A 17,194-nucleotide genomic window follows, 5' to 3' on the forward strand; every position below is an offset into this window, starting at 1 on the left:
CTAAAATGTAAAAATGCTGGTGGTGAACAATATTGCTACACCTACAATAGCCAAAATAATGAAAATAGTATTGAGAAAAAGATATTTAACAATAGTTTTAAACCTTCCTTGCTGGTAATAATTTCTCATTGCCTTGTAGAGGTAAATCCCAAAAATGAGAAAGAAGATACCTCCGCTTTCAATACCAAAAATATTATCTATCAAATAACTAATAATGAGCAAGATAAATAACAATGATTGATTGTGGAAACTAAAGATTAAATGATCGGTATAAGTGTATTTTTTTCTGATATACATCAACCAAACGAAGATGGCGAAGACCGGCAGAAAGAAAAATGTGGTGAAAGGCAATTTTGAAATTAAGGAACTAATGTACTCACCCGGTCGACTTTTGGCCTTGATCAGGCTTTTTGCGCCGCTAAATGACATGCGGTGCTCCCGGCTGTTTTCAATATTATATTTCTCAACAAGATCATCAAAAACGTAGATAGTGTCGTTTTCTATTAAAAGAGTAAAAATCTTTTGTTTTTCAAAATACCTTGCAATAAAGCCTTTATCCGATACGGCTTCCAATTCTTTTTTTGGATGCGCAAGGATCATAGAATCTTTTTTACGCTGCTGATTACGGATAAATTCTCCTAATTTTAAGGAGTCTATAGTGTTTAAGAAGCTCTCCGCCTCTTTTTTCTCTTCAAAGTCTAAATTTTGAATGACATCGTCGGCCTCAAAATTTAGAATTTCATTTCCAGTGGTATCCGCAAATTTATCTATTTGTGAAAAATCACCTGATAAGCCCATTAAAAGAAAGTATACGATAGATAGGCTTAAAAGAAACCTAAAAGGATTGGTATAAGAAACCCGTTTACCTTCTATATAGTCGCGGGTAATTTTCCCCGGTCTTAATAAAAGGGCGCCCAGGGTCTTGAGCAGTTTAGAGTCGTAAGAAAGAACATTGGAAAAAAACTCATCAAAAAAATCCTTTAAGGAAAGCTTTTTGGTGCTATTGGCTTGTGCACAGTTAGGGCAATACTTATCGCTCATATCCAAGGGATGTTTGCAATTTAAGCAAGCTACCCCTCGGTATTTTAGCTTGTAACGCCCAGAAGTATTAACCTTTGGTTTGGTTTCCATTTAAAATCAGAAAGTAAATTACCCTAATTGGTGATGTTTCTAGAGTTTGCCGAACCTACGCCAATAATACTATCGTACATGTCGCCAAAATCCCTGTAATATACCAAAATCAAGTAATTATTTTCGGTAAAATGAAAATTACCTCCTACAGGATTTAAGCGGATTTCATTTTCCGAGTTTTTTGTCACGTATTTGTAATTGTAAAAGCCTTGTTTGAATTTTATTACGGCTTCCATCATACCATTTTCTTCATTGTAGACCATTTTGTTCTCTTCGGTCAAGGCATAGTTATTGTACTTTCCGAATATGTGAACATCGTCCAGTGCTAGTGCCTCGGTATAGGGCAGACTAAAATGTACATTAGTGTACTCAGCTTCTCTGGAAGCGTTCTCGCCCTGCAATGTTCTAATCGTAAAATCACCATTTATGTCAGGGAAAAAGGTGTAGGGTTCGTCATTTCTGTAATCATCGGAGAATAGGTAGTGATGGTAGATTTCGTTCAATTCAATTCTTGATATCTGGGAACTTGGGGCCCTTAAGTCGCTTGTGTCAAAGAGCAGATACTCATTACCACCGTTGAATGCGGTCTCTTGGTCGTATCTGTACACCAGCTCTTGACCAAGTGTAAATTGTGGTTTAATGTTGTAAAGAGCGTTAGGCCAATAATAATTCTGTAAAATAGCCACTTTCACTTCCTTTTTTGGATTTACCAATCTAAAATTACCCGCATTGATGGCAAACTGTACCACCTGTTTCTCGTTTAAAAAGTCAAAATCCCTGGACCGTTTTACCGTACCACCTACTTTAACGATATCTTTATAGACTACAAATCTTCTAGAAAATTGAAGTTCATAACTACTGTTGTAAATTTCTAGGACATAATTGCCGCTAACTTTCAATTTTACATTCTCGTTGGGAATGGTTAATTGGTAGTTGGAATAGGTCTCTAGCGTGGTGTAGCTGTTTTCGTAATTAATGATTCGCTGATTGTCCACGCCACTCAAATATTGTGATTTAAGCAGGTCCGATGGTGTCCAGTCGTAATCACAGTGCACTATTTTATAGTAGTAGTCCTGTTCGTTGGCCAACAAATCGTCAAACTCTAAATACATCGGTTCACCTAGCTGTATAATAGGGAACTGATCTTCTGTAGGGCCTTTGAAAATAATCGATTTAATATTCTCTGGTTCAATTACTTCCTCCTGTACTTGAGCAACCGTATTTTGTAGAAAAAAAAGTAAAAGAATTTGTTTAAGGAAAAAGCGCATTATTTAGCCAATTTTTAGGTAAAGGTAAACAAAAAGGATGCCGAACAAATTAACATCGATATAATGCCGAAATTATAAGGTAATTATTATGAATTTTTTTCATTTAGTAGTAAATTCGCACCTAATTTTGTTAACCTAAGGTCTACAATATATGTCTAAAGACATTCGAATCAAAAAAGGTCTGAACCTCAATTTAGTAGGTGCTGCAGAGCTTACAACGTCTAAAGCTGTAGCGAGTAACGTTTACACTTTAAATCTAGAGGATTTTCATGGTGTGACGCCAAAAATGCTTGTAAAACAAGGAGCTGAGATAAAAGCGGGAGAACCTATATTCTACAACAAAAACGTAGAGGAGATGCTTTTTGTGTCTCCTGTAAGTGGAGAGTTGGTGGAGATAGAAAGAGGAGCGAGAAGAAAAATCCTTACCGTAAAAATCTTGGCGGACAAGACTCAGGAAACGTCAAGTCACAAAGCTATCTCATTAGAAAGCGCTACTAAGCAAGATGTAAAGGCATTTTTATTAAAGGGTGGATGCTGGCCATTTATCAAACAGAGGCCCTATGACGTTATTGCAAATCCCGATACTACGCCGAAGTCTATATTCGTGTCCGGCTATAATTCAGGACCATTGACTGCAGACTTGGATTATGTGCTAAAAGGTAAAGAGGCAGAGCTGCAGGCTGCGTTGAACGCACTAGCAAAACTGACACCAGGTAAGATTCACATATCGGTTGGTCAAAATGCAGATTCTCCCCTTGCTGGAATGAGTGGGGTTGAATTGCACAAAGTTTCTGGACCACACCCTGCAGGTTTGGTGGGAACACAAATCAATAGATTAGACCCCATTAATAAGGGGGAGGTGGTCTGGACCGTTGCTCCACAGGATTTAGTGATTATCGGCGAGTTTTTGTTGACAGGAAAATTTAATGCGGACAGAACTGTTGCTTTGGCAGGTTCTTCGGTAAAAGCCCCCAAATATTATACTACCAAAATAGGTGCCGAGATATCTACTTTTTTATATGGTAGTGGTGTTAACGAGGAGAATTTTAGAGTAATCAACGGCGATGTGCTTACAGGGTCTAAAAGCAGTCCTGACGGTAGTTTAGGTTTTTATAATAATACGGTAACGGTAATTCCTGAAGGTGATGACTATGATTTCTTCGGATGGAATAAACCCATTTTCAATAAAGTTTCCAATACGAGAGCATTGACATTCTCGTGGTTACAGCCCAAAAAGAAATATGATTTAAATACGAATACCAATGGTGAACATAGGGCTTTTGTGGTTACCGGTCAGTATGAGGAGGTGTTTCCTTTGGATATTTATCCAATGCAGTTATTAAAAGCCTGTATGGTTAAGGATTTGGATGAAATGGAGCAATTAGGGCTTTACGAGGTTGCGCCAGAGGATTTTTCTTTGACAGAATTTATATGTATATCTAAGCAACCACACCAGAGGATTATTCGTGAAGGATTGGATTTGTTACAAAAAGAAATAGGATAAAAGATGAGCATAAAAAGTAAAATGCATGAGTTGAAATTAAAGTATCAGGGCAAAAAGATGGCTCCGGCCTTCAATGCTTTTCATACTTTTTTATTCACTCCGGACGAAACCACCCATGCCGGTGGCACTCATGTGAAAGCAGCAGATGATTTAAAGCGAACCATGAACACGGTAATCATGGCATTGATTCCCATATTAGTGTTCTCCATGTTCAATGCAGGCTACCAACATTATTCTGCAATCAATGGTTTTCCATCCAACTTTTCGGTTATGGAACATTTTATTACATGGGATAATTTCTGGATAGGAATCATAAAAGTACTTCCGTTGGTGGTAATTTCTTACGGGATTGGACTTATAGTTGAATTTATCTTTGCTGTAATCAAAGGTCATGAAGTAGAGGAAGGCTATTTGGTTACGGGAATGCTTGTTCCATTGATTGTTCCTGTAGATACGCCATTATGGATGTTAGCGGTAGCTGTTGTTTTCGGTGTTGTTATCGGAAAAGAGGTCTTTGGAGGTACTGGGATGAATATTTTAAATCCCGCTTTGACCATACGTGCATTTTTATTCTTCGCCTATCCTACTTGGATGAGTGGTGACAAGGTTTGGGTACACGAAGCACGGGAGCGTTCAGAACAAATTTTAGCAGGCGCAACCAATGTTGATGCTATCTCTGGTGAAACCATTTTGGGTTATTTGGCCCAGAACAATGGTGCGGCGATGGAAGCAAAATACAGTATTTCGGATATGTTCTTCGGTTTTATTCCCGGTTCTGTAGGAGAAACATCGGCTTTTCTATGCCTTTTAGGAGGTCTCTTTTTAATATTCAGTAAAATTGCTAGCTGGAGAATTATGGTTAGCGCCGTGATAGGCTCATTGGTAATGGGACTTATTTTTAATCAGGTTGTAGATTTCGGTTGGGTAGGAGAAACAAGTAAGTTCTATGGGCTAATGAGTTTCGATTTCTGGAAACATTTGATTGTAGGCGGACTTGCGTTTGGAATCGTTTACATGGCCACGGACCCTGTTACGGGGTCGCAGACCAATCGTGGTAAATGGATTTATGGTTTCTTTATTGGTTTTATTTCCGTAATGATAAGGGTATTTAATCCGGCTTATCCAGAAGGAGTTTTTCTTGCAATTCTATTAATGAACGTATTTGCTCCAACGATAGACCATTACGTCATTCAAAGTAATGTCAAGAGAAGAATGAAAAGACTTAAGAACGCGGTTATCCTTCCGTTGGATTCGGACGCAGAGGCTAAAGAACTAAAAGCAGAAACTGTTTAATTATGGCACTAGATACAAATAAGAATAGTTACACCGTAATATTTGCGGCAGTAATGGTTGTAGTAGTAGGTTCTATACTAGCATTCCTTGCATCTGGTCTAAGACCTAACATTCAAGAGAACGAACGTTTTGCGAAACAGCAGAATATTCTCTACGCCATGGGCATAAACGAGAATGGTGATGATGCCGGTAGCGTAAACTTTATCCCTACAGACAAAGTAGAGGGAGAATTTAAAAGTTACATCAAAGAGCAACTCGTAATTGAAGGCGACAAGATTACGGAAAATAACGAGGCTTTTTTAATCGATTTGAAAAAGCAGTTAGCTGCTAAGAAAAAAGGGCAACCTTATAAACTTCCACTTTTTATTGGCGAAAAGGATCAAAAGAACTTTTACATCATTCCAATGTACGGGAAAGGACTATGGGATGCTATCTGGGGTTACATTGCGGTGGATGATACCATGACGGTTCAAGGCGTATACTTTGATCATAAAGGAGAAACGGCGGGATTGGGTGCAAATATTAAAATGCGCTATTTCATGGACGATTTTACGGGAGAAAGCATTTTAGACGGTACCAAGTATGAAGGTATCGCAGTGGCCAAAGGAAATAATGATCCTTTGAACAAAACTAAGGACGATAACGAGGTGGATGCACTTGCAGGTGCTACCATTACCGGTAACGGGGTGGCGGCTATGATTAAAGAGAGCATTGATTTGTATAAGGATTATTTAGAAACGATAAGAGTTAAATAATATGGGATTACTAACAAAAAAAGATGCTGGGTTAATATTGGACCCTTTAGCGGATAATAACCCAATTACCATTCAGGTTTTGGGAATTTGTTCGGCACTCGCGATTACTGCGGAATTGGAAGCCTCCATAGTAATGTCCATTTCCGTAATCTTTGTTATGGGTATCGGAAACGTTGTGATATCCTTAATGAGAGATATTATACCTTCAAAAATTAGAATTATCGTTCAGCTGATCGTTGTGGCTACATTGGTAATTATTGTAGACCAAGTATTAAAGGCATTTGCTTATGAGCTTAGTAAAACACTTGGAGCCTTTATTGGGTTGATTATCACTAATTGTATAATCATGGGCCGTTTTGAAGCTTTTGCTTTAGCGAATGGTCCTTGGCGTTCTTTCTTGGACGGCATAGGGAATGCTCTTGGTTATGGCGTTATATTGATAATTGTAGGCTTTTTTAGAGAACTTTTAGGTTCAGGCACGCTTTTAGGTTTCCCTGTTTTAGGAGACCCAATCACGAAAACGGGTTTGTATGCCACCGGATATGAGAATAACGGTTTCATGATTATCCCTCCTGCTGCTTTAATAGTGGTAGGTATTATCATTTGGGTACAACGTTCAAGAAACCCAGCTTTAGTAGAAGAAAACTAACCAGATATTTAAAAAGACGTTATGTTAGAACATATAGAATTATTCTTTAAATCCATTTTCATTGATAACATGGTTTTCGCCGTGTTCTTGGGAATGTGTTCCTATTTGGCAGTTTCCAAAAAAGTGGCGACTGCGGTAGGACTAGGTGCTGCTGTTATTTTTGTCTTGGCAGTAACCGTTCCTTTAAACTGGTTATTGGATAAATATCTTTTGCAGGACGGTGCTCTGGTATGGTTAGGAGAGGAGTATGCAGACTATAATCTTAGTTTCTTGTCCTTTATTCTTTTCATAGCTACTATAGCCACTATGGTACAATTAGTGGAAATCGTGGTAGAAAAATTTTCTCCATCACTTTACAATTCATTGGGTATATTTTTACCGCTTATTGCTGTAAACTGTGCCATTTTGGGAGGTTCACTTTTTATGCAGGCAAGAGAAATAGAGACTTTAGGTTTGGCCTTTAATTATGGGGTAAGTTCCGGTATCGGTTGGTTTTTGGCCATTTTGGCGATTGCTGCGATTAGGGAAAAAATCAGATATTCCAATGTGCCTGCACCATTAAGAGGTTTGGGAATCACCTTCATTATTACCGGACTAATGGGTATTGGATTCCAAAGTTTCGGTGGTATGCTTACCGGCGGCGGTGATGAGGCTCCGGTAGAGGTAGAAAATACCACGGTACAACAGCTAGAGCAGAAAGAAGTGCTTTTTGATGAAGATGTTGATGAAGTAAAAAAAGAGATTGACGAGAATGAAATTTCGTATAACGACGTAAACAAATAAGAATGATTTTAGCTACAAGTACGGGTGGTACAATATTAATTACAGTAGTTGCCTTCTTAATACTATTAATGGTATTAGTGGCACTGCTATTGTTTACCAAAGAAAAATTATCACCTTCTGGGCCGGTGACCATTACCATAAACGGAGAGAAGAAAGTTGAGGTTGCATCAGGTAGTTCTTTGTTAACTACTTTGGGTAATCAAAAGGTATTCTTGCCATCGGCATGCGGTGGGGGTGGTACATGCATTCAATGTGAGTGCCACGTCCTTTCTGGTGGTGGTGAAGCGTTACCTACTGAGACGCCACACTTCTCTAAACGAGAATTAAATCACGGTGCGCGTTTGGCATGTCAGGTAAAAGTGAAGCAGGATATGGAGATTACCATTCCTGAAGAAGTTTTTGGTATCAAAAAATGGCCAGCTAAAGTAGTGCGTAATTATAACGTTGCATCTTTTATAAAGGAGTTTGTTGTTGAAATTCCAGAAGATATGGGTTATAAGGCCGGTGGATACATACAGATTGAAATTCCGGAATGTGAGGTCAAATTTGCCGATATGGATATTACGGCCCACCCAGAAGAGCATGACACTCCGGATAAATTTCAAGCAGAGTGGGATAAATTTAATTTGTGGCCTTTGGTTATGAAAAATCCTGAAACGGTTGAAAGAGCATATTCAATGGCCTCTTTTCCCGCAGAAGGAAGAGAGATTATGTTGAACGTTCGTATTGCAACTCCGCCTTGGGACCGTTCTAAGAATGGATGGATGGATGTAAATCCTGGTGTTGCTTCTTCGTATATCTTTGGTTTAAAACCAGGGGATGACGTTACTATATCCGGACCTTACGGAGAATTCTTTATTAATGAGTCCGATGCGGAAATGTTGTATGTAGGTGGTGGTGCTGGTATGGCCCCTATGCGTTCACACCTGTATCATTTGTTCAAAACATTGAAGACAGATAGAAAGGTATCTTATTGGTACGGTGGTCGTTCTAAACGAGAGTTGTTTTATTTAGATCATTTCTATCGTTTGGAGAAGGAGTTTCCGAATTTTAAATTCTATTTAGCATTGTCGGAACCTATGGAAGAAGATAATTGGAAGGTGAAAGAGAATATAGATGCACCAGGAGATGGTTTCGTAGGTTTTATACATAATTGTGTAATTGATAATTATTTAAACCACCACGAATCTCCAGAGGATATCGAACTTTATTTCTGTGGACCGCCATTAATGAACAAAGCTGTTCAAAAAATGGGAGAGGATTTTGGAATTCCGGACGAACATATTCGTTTTGACGATTTCGGAGGATAATCTCAAGAAGAACACAAACATAGAAAAACCGATATTTTATATCGGTTTTTTTGATAAGTAGATAGAAGATGCAGCCATTAAACGAGCAAGAACTACATAACTTGGCCATGAATATCGTGGGAAAAGAACTTGAGGCTGGCGGTTTTGAGTTCTTGGCGGTAAATAGCGAATTGAAGAAGAATCCCCAATTTGTTTGCACTAAAGAAAAACAATTGCATTTTATTGTTGTAAAAAGTATTGAATATCCCGGTGACCCAAAAGATATAGCGTTTTACAAGAGTGACTTGAACAAGATGAGAGACCACGCCCTAAAGTTTGAGGCTAAGACCTATTATGCCGCTGTTGGTTTGGTCAATGCCAAGGATTACAATCTTCCGGTGTATTTGAATGAGGAGTATATAGTTGATTATGATGGTTTAATAGAGATTAAGGAATGAAGGGTTGTCTAAGTGTCTTTTTAGTTTGTTTATTTTTTTCATGTACTAATAAAGAAATAGTTAAAAATCAGGCAATAGGAGAGGCGCTAGGTACCTCGTATAATATCATCTACCTAATGGATGAAGAAGTGGATTATAGAAAAGAGATAGACTCTGTTTTTGCAGTAGTTAATCAATCGTTATCTACCTACATTCCAACATCCGATATTTCAAGAATTAATAAGGGAGAAACGACTATAGAAGTAGACCATATGTTTCGAGAAGTTTTTGAGCTTTCGAAGGAAATACATGAAGCCACGAACGGTTATTTTGACCCAACGGTCGGTAACTTGGTCAATGCATGGGGTTTTGGTCCTGAAAAACAGATAGTAATGGATAGTGCTAAGGTGGATAGTTTATTGAAATATGTTGGTTTTAATAAGGTAAACATAACACATGAAGGCATTATCGAAAAGGAAGATTCCAATATCTATTTTGATTTTAATGCTATTGCCAAAGGTTATGCCATTGACAGAGTAGCAGTTATGCTTAACGACAAGGGAATACAGAATTTTCTAGTAGAAGTAGGGGGCGAAATTGCAGCTAAGGGCACCAATGTGGTAAAGAACAAACCATGGGTGGTGGGTATAGATGACCCAGAGGCTACTGGAGATAGAGAACTGAAACTGTTGATTAATCTGGAAAATAGGGCCTTGGCTTCTTCTGGGAATTATAGAAAGTTTAGGGTAGATAGCCTTACGGGAAAAAAGTTCGTGCATACGATTGATCCTATTACAGGTTATACGAAGGATTCTAATACGCTCGGGGTAACCATACTGGCGGAAAATTGCGCCATTGCAGATGCTTATGCTACAGCTTTCATGGCTATGGACCTCGATGTGGCTTTTAAATTAATTTCTTCTAATGAGAAGTTAGAGGCATATATCGTCTATTTGGATGATAAGGGTGAGACTAAGGAGTTTTTAACTTCCGGGTTTAAAGAAGTCGTTTCTAAATAATTATTGGTGTTTTCTAACTACAGGTATTATTTCTGCGCTAGCAAGACGGTATGTATCAATTTCTTTTTCTGTAAGGTTTTCCGAGTAATTAACTTCCTCGACTTTAAATCCTACGGCCCTCAATTTATCAAAGTAATCTAAGCCGTAAATACGTACGTGATCGTATTGCCCAAAAATTTTTGCGCGCTCCTTTTTATCGGTGATGGAATCATCTTCAAAAGTTTTCGCTCTTTTTAAATCTTGCGGTATTTGCAGAACACCCCATCCACCTGGCTTTAGTGTTCGAAATAATTCCTGCATGGCTTTTGTGTCATCAGGAATATGTTCTAACACATGATTGCAGAGAATTACATCAAAAGAATCGTTCTCAAAGGGCAAATCACAGATGTCGGCCTTTACATCGGCCAAAGGAGAGTTTAAATCTGTGGTGGTGTAATCAATATTGCTAAGCTTTTTAAATCTATCATAAAAAGACTGTTCGGGTGCAAAATGAAGTACCTTTAAATGATCACTAAAAAAATTGGTTTCATTCTTTAAATACAACCATAAAAGTCGGTGTCTTTCCAGAGATAGGGTAGAAGGGGAGAGTACATTTTCTCTTGGATTCTCATAGCCATAGGGCAGAAAGCTTCTAAATTTTTTCCCGTCTATGGGGTCCTCATAGGTGTTTCCCTTATAATAAAGTGCAAATAAGGGTCTAACGAAGTAACTTAATTTTATAAGGAGTGGTCTGGGTATTGCATTTAAAAAATATTTGAAGATTTTTTTCATTCTTCAATTACTATGACTTGATAGCGGTCTGTCTAAATTCATCTTCTTCATTACTCTCAATCCCTAAGGCTTCGTAAATATATTTAAAGGTGGAGAGTAATTCTGGTTTACCGTTTACGATGGCTACATTGTGTTCAAAATGCGCACTTGGCTTTCCGTCAGCCGTAAGGATGGTCCAGCCATCTTTAAGCTGTTTTATGTTCTTAGTACCCATATTCGTCATTGGTTCAATGGCTACGGTCATTCCTTCTACAAATTTTTTACCACGTCCGCGTCTTCCGTAATTCGGCATTTCGGGGTCTTCGTGCATTTTTCTTCCTAAACCATGTCCGACCAATTCCCGCACTACACCGTAACCATGGTCCTCCGTAAATTTTTGAATGGCATAACCTACATCGCCAACTCGGTTACCTATTTTAAATTCCCGTATACCCACGTAAAGTGACTGTTTGGTAATGTCCAATAGTTTTTTGGTTTCTTGCGTTACCTCCCCAACTTCAAACGTATACGCATGATCTCCATAAAAATCGTTCATTAAAACACCACAATCTATAGAGATGATATCTCCTTCAACCAGAGGTGTCTCGTTTGGAATACCGTGAACCACTTGTGCATTTGGACTCATGCACAAAGAATTCGGAAAATCATATAGGCCAAGAAAGCCTGGGACGCCACCATGATCTCGAATAAACGTTTCGGCCAGGGTGTCTAATTGTAGGGTGCTTACACCCGGTTTCACTTCAGTTGCGAGCATTCCCAACGTCTTTGATACAAGTAGTGCACTTTGGCGCATCAATTCTATTTCCTCGGCAGTTTTTATCTTAATCATAGGTTACAAAGGTAAAGCAATCGGTTCTTTGATTCTAATAGCCGCAAACGTATTGGATTAGATAAGCGATTTACAGGTCATAGTTTCTGGTTGTGGCACTCCTATCATTTTTAAAATGGTAGGGGCGATGTCTCCCAGAACACCATCCTTAATTTCCTTTAAATCTTTATCAATTAAGATCACTGGTACTGGATTGGTTGTGTGTGCAGTATGCGGAGAACCATCAGGATTTATCATTGTTTCGCAATTTCCGTGATCCGCTATAAGTATAGTGGAGTATCCATTGGCCAAACCGGTTTCTATAACCTTTTTAGCACAGCTGTCTACCGCTTCACAAGCTTTTATGGCAGCATCCATCATTCCCGTATGGCCCACCATATCCCCATTGGCAAAGTTCAGACAGACAAAATCTGCTTCTTGCTTTTCTAAATCTGTTACAAGGGCTTCGGTCAATTCATAAGCACTCATTTCCGGTTTTAGGTCATAGGTGGCCACTTTAGGGGAATTGCGAAGAATTCTACTTTCGCCTTCAAAAGGTTCTTCTTGTCCGCCGGAGAAAAAGAAAGTAACATGGGGATATTTCTCCGTCTCGGCTATTCTTATTTGTTTTTTACCGGCCTTGGCCAATACTTCGCCAAGCGTTTCGGTGATGTTATCCTTATTGAAAATAATATGAATACCACTAAAGCTGTCATCATAATTGGTCATGGTAACATAGTATAGCCTTAGTTTTTTGGTGCCGTACTCTGGAAAATCATTTTGAGACAACATATTGGTCAGTTCTCTACCTCTATCAGTCCTGAAATTGAAAAAGATGACCACATCATCCTCTGAAATAGTACCATTTTTATCGGCTACCAGTGGTTTAATGAATTCATCAGTGACATCATTAGCGTAGTTGGCTTCTAAACTTTCGATAATATTAGTTGTAGCTTCACCTATGCCACTTGTTATAACGTCGTAAGCCAGCTTAACTCGCTCCCAACGGTTGTCTCTGTCCATGGCATAATAACGTCCCGTTACGGTAGCAATTTTACCCGTAGTTTTGCTCATGTGTTCCTGTAGATTCTTAACATAGGAGATGCCGGCTTTGGGGTCGACGTCTCTACCGTCCGTAAAGGCATGAACATAGACATCTTTAAGTCCTCTATCATTGGCAGCGGTTAACAAACCCTTAAGATGGTTTATATGTGAATGCACTCCACCATCACTTAATAAACCTAGAAAATGGACCTTCTTATTATTCTGTATAGCATATTCAAAAGCATTGACCAATACCTGCTCGTCTTTTAAGGTATTGTTCTGAACCGCAAGGTTGATGCGTGTTAACTCTTGATAAACGATTCTACCGGCGCCAAGGTTCATATGGCCCACTTCACTATTGCCCATTTGCCCCTCTGGGAGTCCAACATTTAAACCATCTGTACGCAATGCCGCATTTGGATACGTTGTGTACAGTGCATCTATAAAAGGGGTATTGGCGTTGTCGATGGCCGAAACTTTAGGGTCTGGAGAGGTTCCCCAACCATCTAAAATCATTAAAATTACTTTTTTATTCATGTGTTCACTGCAATATTGAATTCCAAAAATAGTACCATTTAGTTAGTTAAGCGATATTATCCTGCGCCTTTTTGTTAAATTCTTAAAGCTTTGGGTGTTAATTCTTTTAACGCCGAAAAAGGCCTTTTGTTAAACTTTAGTTATTTAACTGTTAACGGTGAAACAAAACATAATAAGTAGCGTCTATATTTATATAAACAAAATCTATTCATCAATCTTACCGAAATTTCGGTATTAAATTCATTCATCATGAAAAAAGCAATCCTAACCTTCTCCTTAACAGCGATGTTCTTGGGGACCGGCCTATTGGCCAACGAAACGCAGTCCAATGTTCAATTTGCTCCAACGACCAATGTCAAAGGAGTTGAAATCAATTCTTTCTGTAAAGCGGTCATGCAAGGAGATATTGACATGGTAAAACGCATGTTAGAACTTGGAGAAGACATCAACCAAAAATCACTGGGAATGACGCCCGTAATGTTTGCTGCTCGTTACAATAAGGCAGAAGTATTACAATTACTTATAGACAAGGGTGCCAATCTGAAAATTAAGAGTAATCAGGGCTTTTCCGTCAAAAAGTATGCGGAATTATCAAATGCCGTTGATGCTCTCGCGGTACTGGAAACCGCTTTAGGTTCCTGAAAATCCAATCAGCCAAATCAATCAAAAAACGAAAAAACCCTTGCATAAGCAAGGGTTTTTTTAATTAAAATAATAACTCTTATAGTGTTCAGGTAAAAGAGTAATAGCGTTAAAATTCAAATCCGTTGAATGCTCTATGCATAAAAGCATAAACGGCCATAAACAACATTAAGGCACAAAAAACGGAGTATACTTTTAAAAGCACGACCAAAAATTCAGGCTTGCAATTTTCAAATGCGCCCAAATAAAGGCTTTTAAAGTGTGATAGTGTTCCCATTATAGTTCTGTTTGAGTACCAAAACTAATTCAGTACAAGTGTTCTAAATGCAAAGCTATAAGAGTTAAATCTAAGCGGTAAACTAATTTGGGATTATCAAATATAGGTAAAATCAATCTTCCTATGTTGTGTTTTAACGTTGATTGGCATAAATTAACGTTTAACGCTCTCCTTGATATTTCTCAATAGCTTCTCTTATCTTTTGTATTCTATTTTCAGGGTCAGGGTGCGTACTTTGGAATTCTGGAACCCTATTTGGACCACCAGCGGCTTTTAAAATTTCCATAACCTTAATCATCTCATAAGGGTCATAACCGGATTGTATCATAAAAAGTACGCCAAGCTCATCACTTTCTAGCTCATCGCCTCTACCATTGGTCAACAAGGTATTTTGACCTATATTACCGACCAGGCCGCCCATGTCCGCGCCAACTGTTGCTCCCATGGTCACGGTCTGCCAAAAACTACTTTCTGCAATCCTTTCGGCGGAATGCCGCCCGATAACGTGTCCTATTTCATGTCCTAGAACCCCGGCTAATTGCGCTTCGGTCAGTTGGGAGAACAGTGCGTAGGTAATAAAACACTGTCCACCGGGTAGGGCGAACGCGTTAATGGTCTGGTCATCCGCTAAAAGATGAAAATCGTATTGATAGGGAGTTTCTCGCGCAATACTGTTGTTCACTAATTTTGCTCCAACATTATCTACAAAAGACTGTAATCGTTCATCAGGATAAAGCCCCCCATGTTGCTGTGCCATTTCCGGAGCACTTTGTAGTCCAATGGCAATCTCTTGTTCCGCGGACATATTTATGGTCTGGGTCCTACCTGTATAGGGGTTTTCTTCTTTGTTGTTACATTTTTGAATAAATGCAAAAGCGACAATTGCCAATCCTATGAATATTCGGATTTTCCAACTTCCTCTTCTCATGATGTGTTATTAGTGTTCGTATTATGAACCCTAATATACAAAAGAGTTATAGAAGGGCTCTATTGATGTCTAAAATATTGTTTTGTATATAATTCTTCAAAAAGCCGATGGTAAAGTGTTCAGCCCCAAGAAATTCTTCTTTTTGTAGCAATTGTACGATATTCTTACCTCGAAAAGCCTCTAGCATGGGTTTGGACAAGGGTGCATAGCTATAATGCCAGGGCTCATACTTAAACCCCCTTCGTTTTGGACTGTCGGTATAGACAAGATAATAGCCATACTCGTTTGCATTCTCATCCATCCAAGTTTTAAAATCCTCGAAAGGTCCTCCAGATTCAAACTTTTCGGGAATGAGAACATCACCTTTGGTCTTTCTATACCCATCTATGATATCAATATCGGTTCCCCAATGATGACGACTGGTACCGGGGATAGTGGAATACTCTATAATCTTATCAATAGCAGCCAATGGTTGCATACCTTTCTCCTCGGTATAATTGAGATATTTGCGTTCAAAAATGGCTTCTTGCCTGTAAAAGTTACGATAACTAGAGACTATTTTTAAATCTATTCCATCAAGATAAGCAGCTTTTTTCATCTTTACGAAAGCATCATGTGCTTCTTCTCTAAGATTGATGCCTTCACCGAACAAATCAATATCTACTTTACCCATAAGCTCAAGTATGGAATAGGTAAAATCCTGTGATAGCGCTAAATTTGGAATAATTGAAAGGGCAATGCCTGCAGTTCCACTTTTTTTAATGAATGACCTCCTTTGCATATTGTAATTATTTTATGTCGGGTAAAATTACCAACTGAAAACAGTAGGTATTGGTTTAAAATTAAACAATTAATCTGTGCCGTATATCCAATTCACTTAATTCTTAATTAGTTTTCTTGGTACGTTGTCAAATATAAATATCCTTGATGCTTTTTCTTGATATCGTTCAAGGTTATAATATAAAAGTAGATTCCCGAAGCTAGTCCTTTGTTTCTGGAGAAAACATTAGAAACGTTAGAGATACCGTCAAAGGAATTATCATAACCCCGTTTGGTATACACCAGTATACCGTATCTATTAAAAATTTGTAAGGTATTGTTCGGTGAGCTTTCTATACCTTCGATCACTAGAAAATCGTTGGTTCCGTCACCGTTAGGGGTCATATAATAATTATCCAGTTCAATGTTTTCTAAAGTCTCTAATAAGTCGTTATTTCCACCGATCGTTAACACTTCGTATTGGTTAGGTATAAATTCTTCCGAAGTAACCGTTCCGTTTTCCAAATCACCTTCCACATTTGTATTTCCTAAATTTACCCATCTTTTTTCGGCAATGCTCCATCCTACTACTTTAAGGTCTTCGATGAATTCAGCAAGTAGACTAACAAAACTTTGATTATCCCACGATAAGGTGACTTTGGATGGAACCTCACCGTCTAAATGCCAAAATTCGTAATTGCTGACCGAAAGAAATTCATCTTCAATGGCGCTAGTATCAAAAGAGCTTGCGAAATAAATGGGAGTATTGGGGTCTTCGTAAAAATAGGCACTCTTGGCGTAGTCGTTAATTGTATTTGAGTCAAGGGTCAACGGTCTGAGTCTATCTTCGATTCCTACCGGAAAGGTAAACGATTCCTTCCCTTGAATGGACGCGTATCCGTCTACTTTTGTGCTATTAGTTTCGCCAATATAAAAGGAGTCAGATAAAAAACTTATGTTCGTTTCGGATGCAGCCCTTGGTGTAAAAATGGTACCTGCTAAAAAATTTAGGTTATTAAGAACACCCATAGTATTTTCCAAGTAAAAGCCATTGTCCACTGCAATTTCTGTGTCGTAAAACACTGGATTAGACGTTCCGGAGAGTGTAATGCTCTTATCCGTATTGTAAAAACCGACCAGACCTCGGTTTTGGTTAAAGGCACCGTCGTTGATAACATCCATATGGAAACCTACCAAACCTGTGTCATGTATTTGGATAGTACCGTAGTTGTGAACGGCATCTTGTCCATACATCACGATGGTAAGTAAAAGTGAGAAAATTTTAAAGCTAATTTTCATA

General features: G+C 38.5%; 18 protein-coding genes. 9 read left to right on the forward strand and 9 right to left on the reverse strand.

Going from position 1 to position 17,194, the window contains the following annotated elements; all coding sequences use genetic code 11:
• Together EJ994_RS01000 and EJ994_RS01005 are read right to left on the reverse strand one after the other, a co-directional pair.
• Positions 1-1,041, reverse strand: coding sequence for a DUF3667 domain-containing protein (locus EJ994_RS01000; RefSeq protein ID WP_241240822.1), 1,041 nt, complete (start codon positions 1,039-1,041; stop codon positions 1-3).
• A 113-nt stretch (positions 1,042-1,154) separates the two neighbouring features.
• On the reverse strand, positions 1,155-2,399 hold the full coding sequence (locus EJ994_RS01005; protein WP_126590817.1) for a DUF5103 domain-containing protein: 1,245 nt from the start codon (positions 2,397-2,399) through the stop codon (positions 1,155-1,157).
• A 151-nt stretch (positions 2,400-2,550) separates the two neighbouring features.
• Between EJ994_RS01005 and EJ994_RS01010 the strand changes: the two genes are divergently transcribed.
• From EJ994_RS01010 to EJ994_RS01045, 8 genes are all read left to right on the forward strand, one after another.
• Entirely contained in the window at positions 2,551-3,903 is a 1,353-nt protein-coding gene (locus EJ994_RS01010; protein WP_126590818.1) for a Na(+)-translocating NADH-quinone reductase subunit A, read from the forward strand.
• A 3-nt stretch (positions 3,904-3,906) separates the two neighbouring features.
• The gene (locus EJ994_RS01015; protein WP_126590819.1) at positions 3,907-5,196 is read left to right on the forward strand and encodes an NADH:ubiquinone reductase (Na(+)-transporting) subunit B; all 1,290 of its coding nucleotides are present in this window, start codon (positions 3,907-3,909) and stop codon (positions 5,194-5,196) included.
• A gap of 2 nt (positions 5,197-5,198) precedes the next feature.
• Positions 5,199-5,951, forward strand: coding sequence for a Na(+)-translocating NADH-quinone reductase subunit C (locus EJ994_RS01020; RefSeq protein WP_099573062.1), 753 nt, complete (start codon positions 5,199-5,201; stop codon positions 5,949-5,951).
• Position 5,952: 1 nt separating this feature from the next.
• Complete coding sequence (locus EJ994_RS01025; RefSeq protein ID WP_126590820.1) at positions 5,953-6,600, forward strand: NADH:ubiquinone reductase (Na(+)-transporting) subunit D; 648 nt, start codon at positions 5,953-5,955, stop codon at positions 6,598-6,600.
• Positions 6,601-6,621: 21 nt separating this feature from the next.
• A complete protein-coding gene (gene nqrE, locus EJ994_RS01030) occupies positions 6,622-7,383 on the forward strand; it encodes an NADH:ubiquinone reductase (Na(+)-transporting) subunit E (RefSeq protein WP_126590821.1) in 762 nt (253 codons plus the stop codon).
• Positions 7,384-7,385: 2 nt separating this feature from the next.
• Positions 7,386-8,693, forward strand: a complete 1,308-nt coding sequence (nqrF, locus tag EJ994_RS01035; RefSeq protein WP_099573059.1) for an NADH:ubiquinone reductase (Na(+)-transporting) subunit F — start codon at positions 7,386-7,388, stop codon at positions 8,691-8,693.
• Positions 8,694-8,761: 68 nt separating this feature from the next.
• On the forward strand, positions 8,762-9,130 hold the full coding sequence (locus tag EJ994_RS01040; RefSeq protein ID WP_099573058.1) for a Na(+)-translocating NADH-quinone reductase subunit F: 369 nt from the start codon (positions 8,762-8,764) through the stop codon (positions 9,128-9,130).
• A complete protein-coding gene (locus tag EJ994_RS01045) occupies positions 9,127-10,128 on the forward strand; it encodes an FAD:protein FMN transferase (RefSeq protein WP_126590822.1) in 1,002 nt (333 codons plus the stop codon). Before EJ994_RS01040 ends, EJ994_RS01045 begins: the two co-directional genes overlap by 4 nt.
• Here the strand turns inward: EJ994_RS01045 and EJ994_RS01050 are convergent, their stop codons facing one another.
• The 3 genes from EJ994_RS01050 to gpmI are packed head-to-tail and all read right to left on the reverse strand — an operon-like array spanning position 10,129 to position 13,288.
• On the reverse strand, positions 10,129-10,899 hold the full coding sequence (locus EJ994_RS01050) for a class I SAM-dependent methyltransferase (protein WP_126590823.1): 771 nt from the start codon (positions 10,897-10,899) through the stop codon (positions 10,129-10,131). It abuts the gene before it with no gap.
• A 10-nt stretch (positions 10,900-10,909) separates the two neighbouring features.
• Positions 10,910-11,728 carry a type I methionyl aminopeptidase gene (gene map, locus EJ994_RS01055; RefSeq protein ID WP_126590824.1) on the reverse strand — a complete coding sequence of 273 codons (819 nt, stop codon included), beginning with the start codon at positions 11,726-11,728 and terminating at the stop codon, positions 10,910-10,912.
• A 57-nt stretch (positions 11,729-11,785) separates the two neighbouring features.
• Positions 11,786-13,288: a 2,3-bisphosphoglycerate-independent phosphoglycerate mutase gene (gene gpmI / locus EJ994_RS01060; RefSeq protein ID WP_126590825.1), complete on the reverse strand. Its 1,503-nt coding sequence runs from the start codon at positions 13,286-13,288 to the stop codon at positions 11,786-11,788.
• Between the two features lie 249 nt (positions 13,289-13,537).
• On the opposite strand from gpmI, the gene EJ994_RS01065 reads away from it, so the two are divergent.
• Positions 13,538-13,930: an ankyrin repeat domain-containing protein gene (locus EJ994_RS01065; RefSeq protein ID WP_126590826.1), complete on the forward strand. Its 393-nt coding sequence runs from the start codon at positions 13,538-13,540 to the stop codon at positions 13,928-13,930.
• A 109-nt stretch (positions 13,931-14,039) separates the two neighbouring features.
• Here EJ994_RS01065 and EJ994_RS17740 read toward each other — a convergent pair whose 3' ends face one another.
• The 4 genes from EJ994_RS17740 to EJ994_RS01080 form a co-directional block, all read right to left on the reverse strand.
• Positions 14,040-14,207: a DUF6747 family protein gene (locus EJ994_RS17740; protein WP_306475418.1), complete on the reverse strand. Its 168-nt coding sequence runs from the start codon at positions 14,205-14,207 to the stop codon at positions 14,040-14,042.
• Positions 14,208-14,367: 160 nt separating this feature from the next.
• On the reverse strand, positions 14,368-15,135 hold the full coding sequence (locus tag EJ994_RS01070; RefSeq protein WP_126590827.1) for a M48 family metalloprotease: 768 nt from the start codon (positions 15,133-15,135) through the stop codon (positions 14,368-14,370).
• Between the two features lie 46 nt (positions 15,136-15,181).
• Positions 15,182-15,916, reverse strand: coding sequence for a M15 family metallopeptidase (locus EJ994_RS01075; protein ID WP_126590828.1), 735 nt, complete (start codon positions 15,914-15,916; stop codon positions 15,182-15,184).
• A gap of 107 nt (positions 15,917-16,023) precedes the next feature.
• Positions 16,024-17,193, reverse strand: a complete 1,170-nt coding sequence (locus tag EJ994_RS01080) for a gliding motility-associated C-terminal domain-containing protein (protein WP_241240823.1) — start codon at positions 17,191-17,193, stop codon at positions 16,024-16,026.
• Position 17,194 lies beyond the last annotated feature (1 nt).

This window comes from Maribacter sp. MJ134, assembly GCF_003970695.1.
Taxonomy (GTDB): domain Bacteria; phylum Bacteroidota; class Bacteroidia; order Flavobacteriales; family Flavobacteriaceae; genus Maribacter.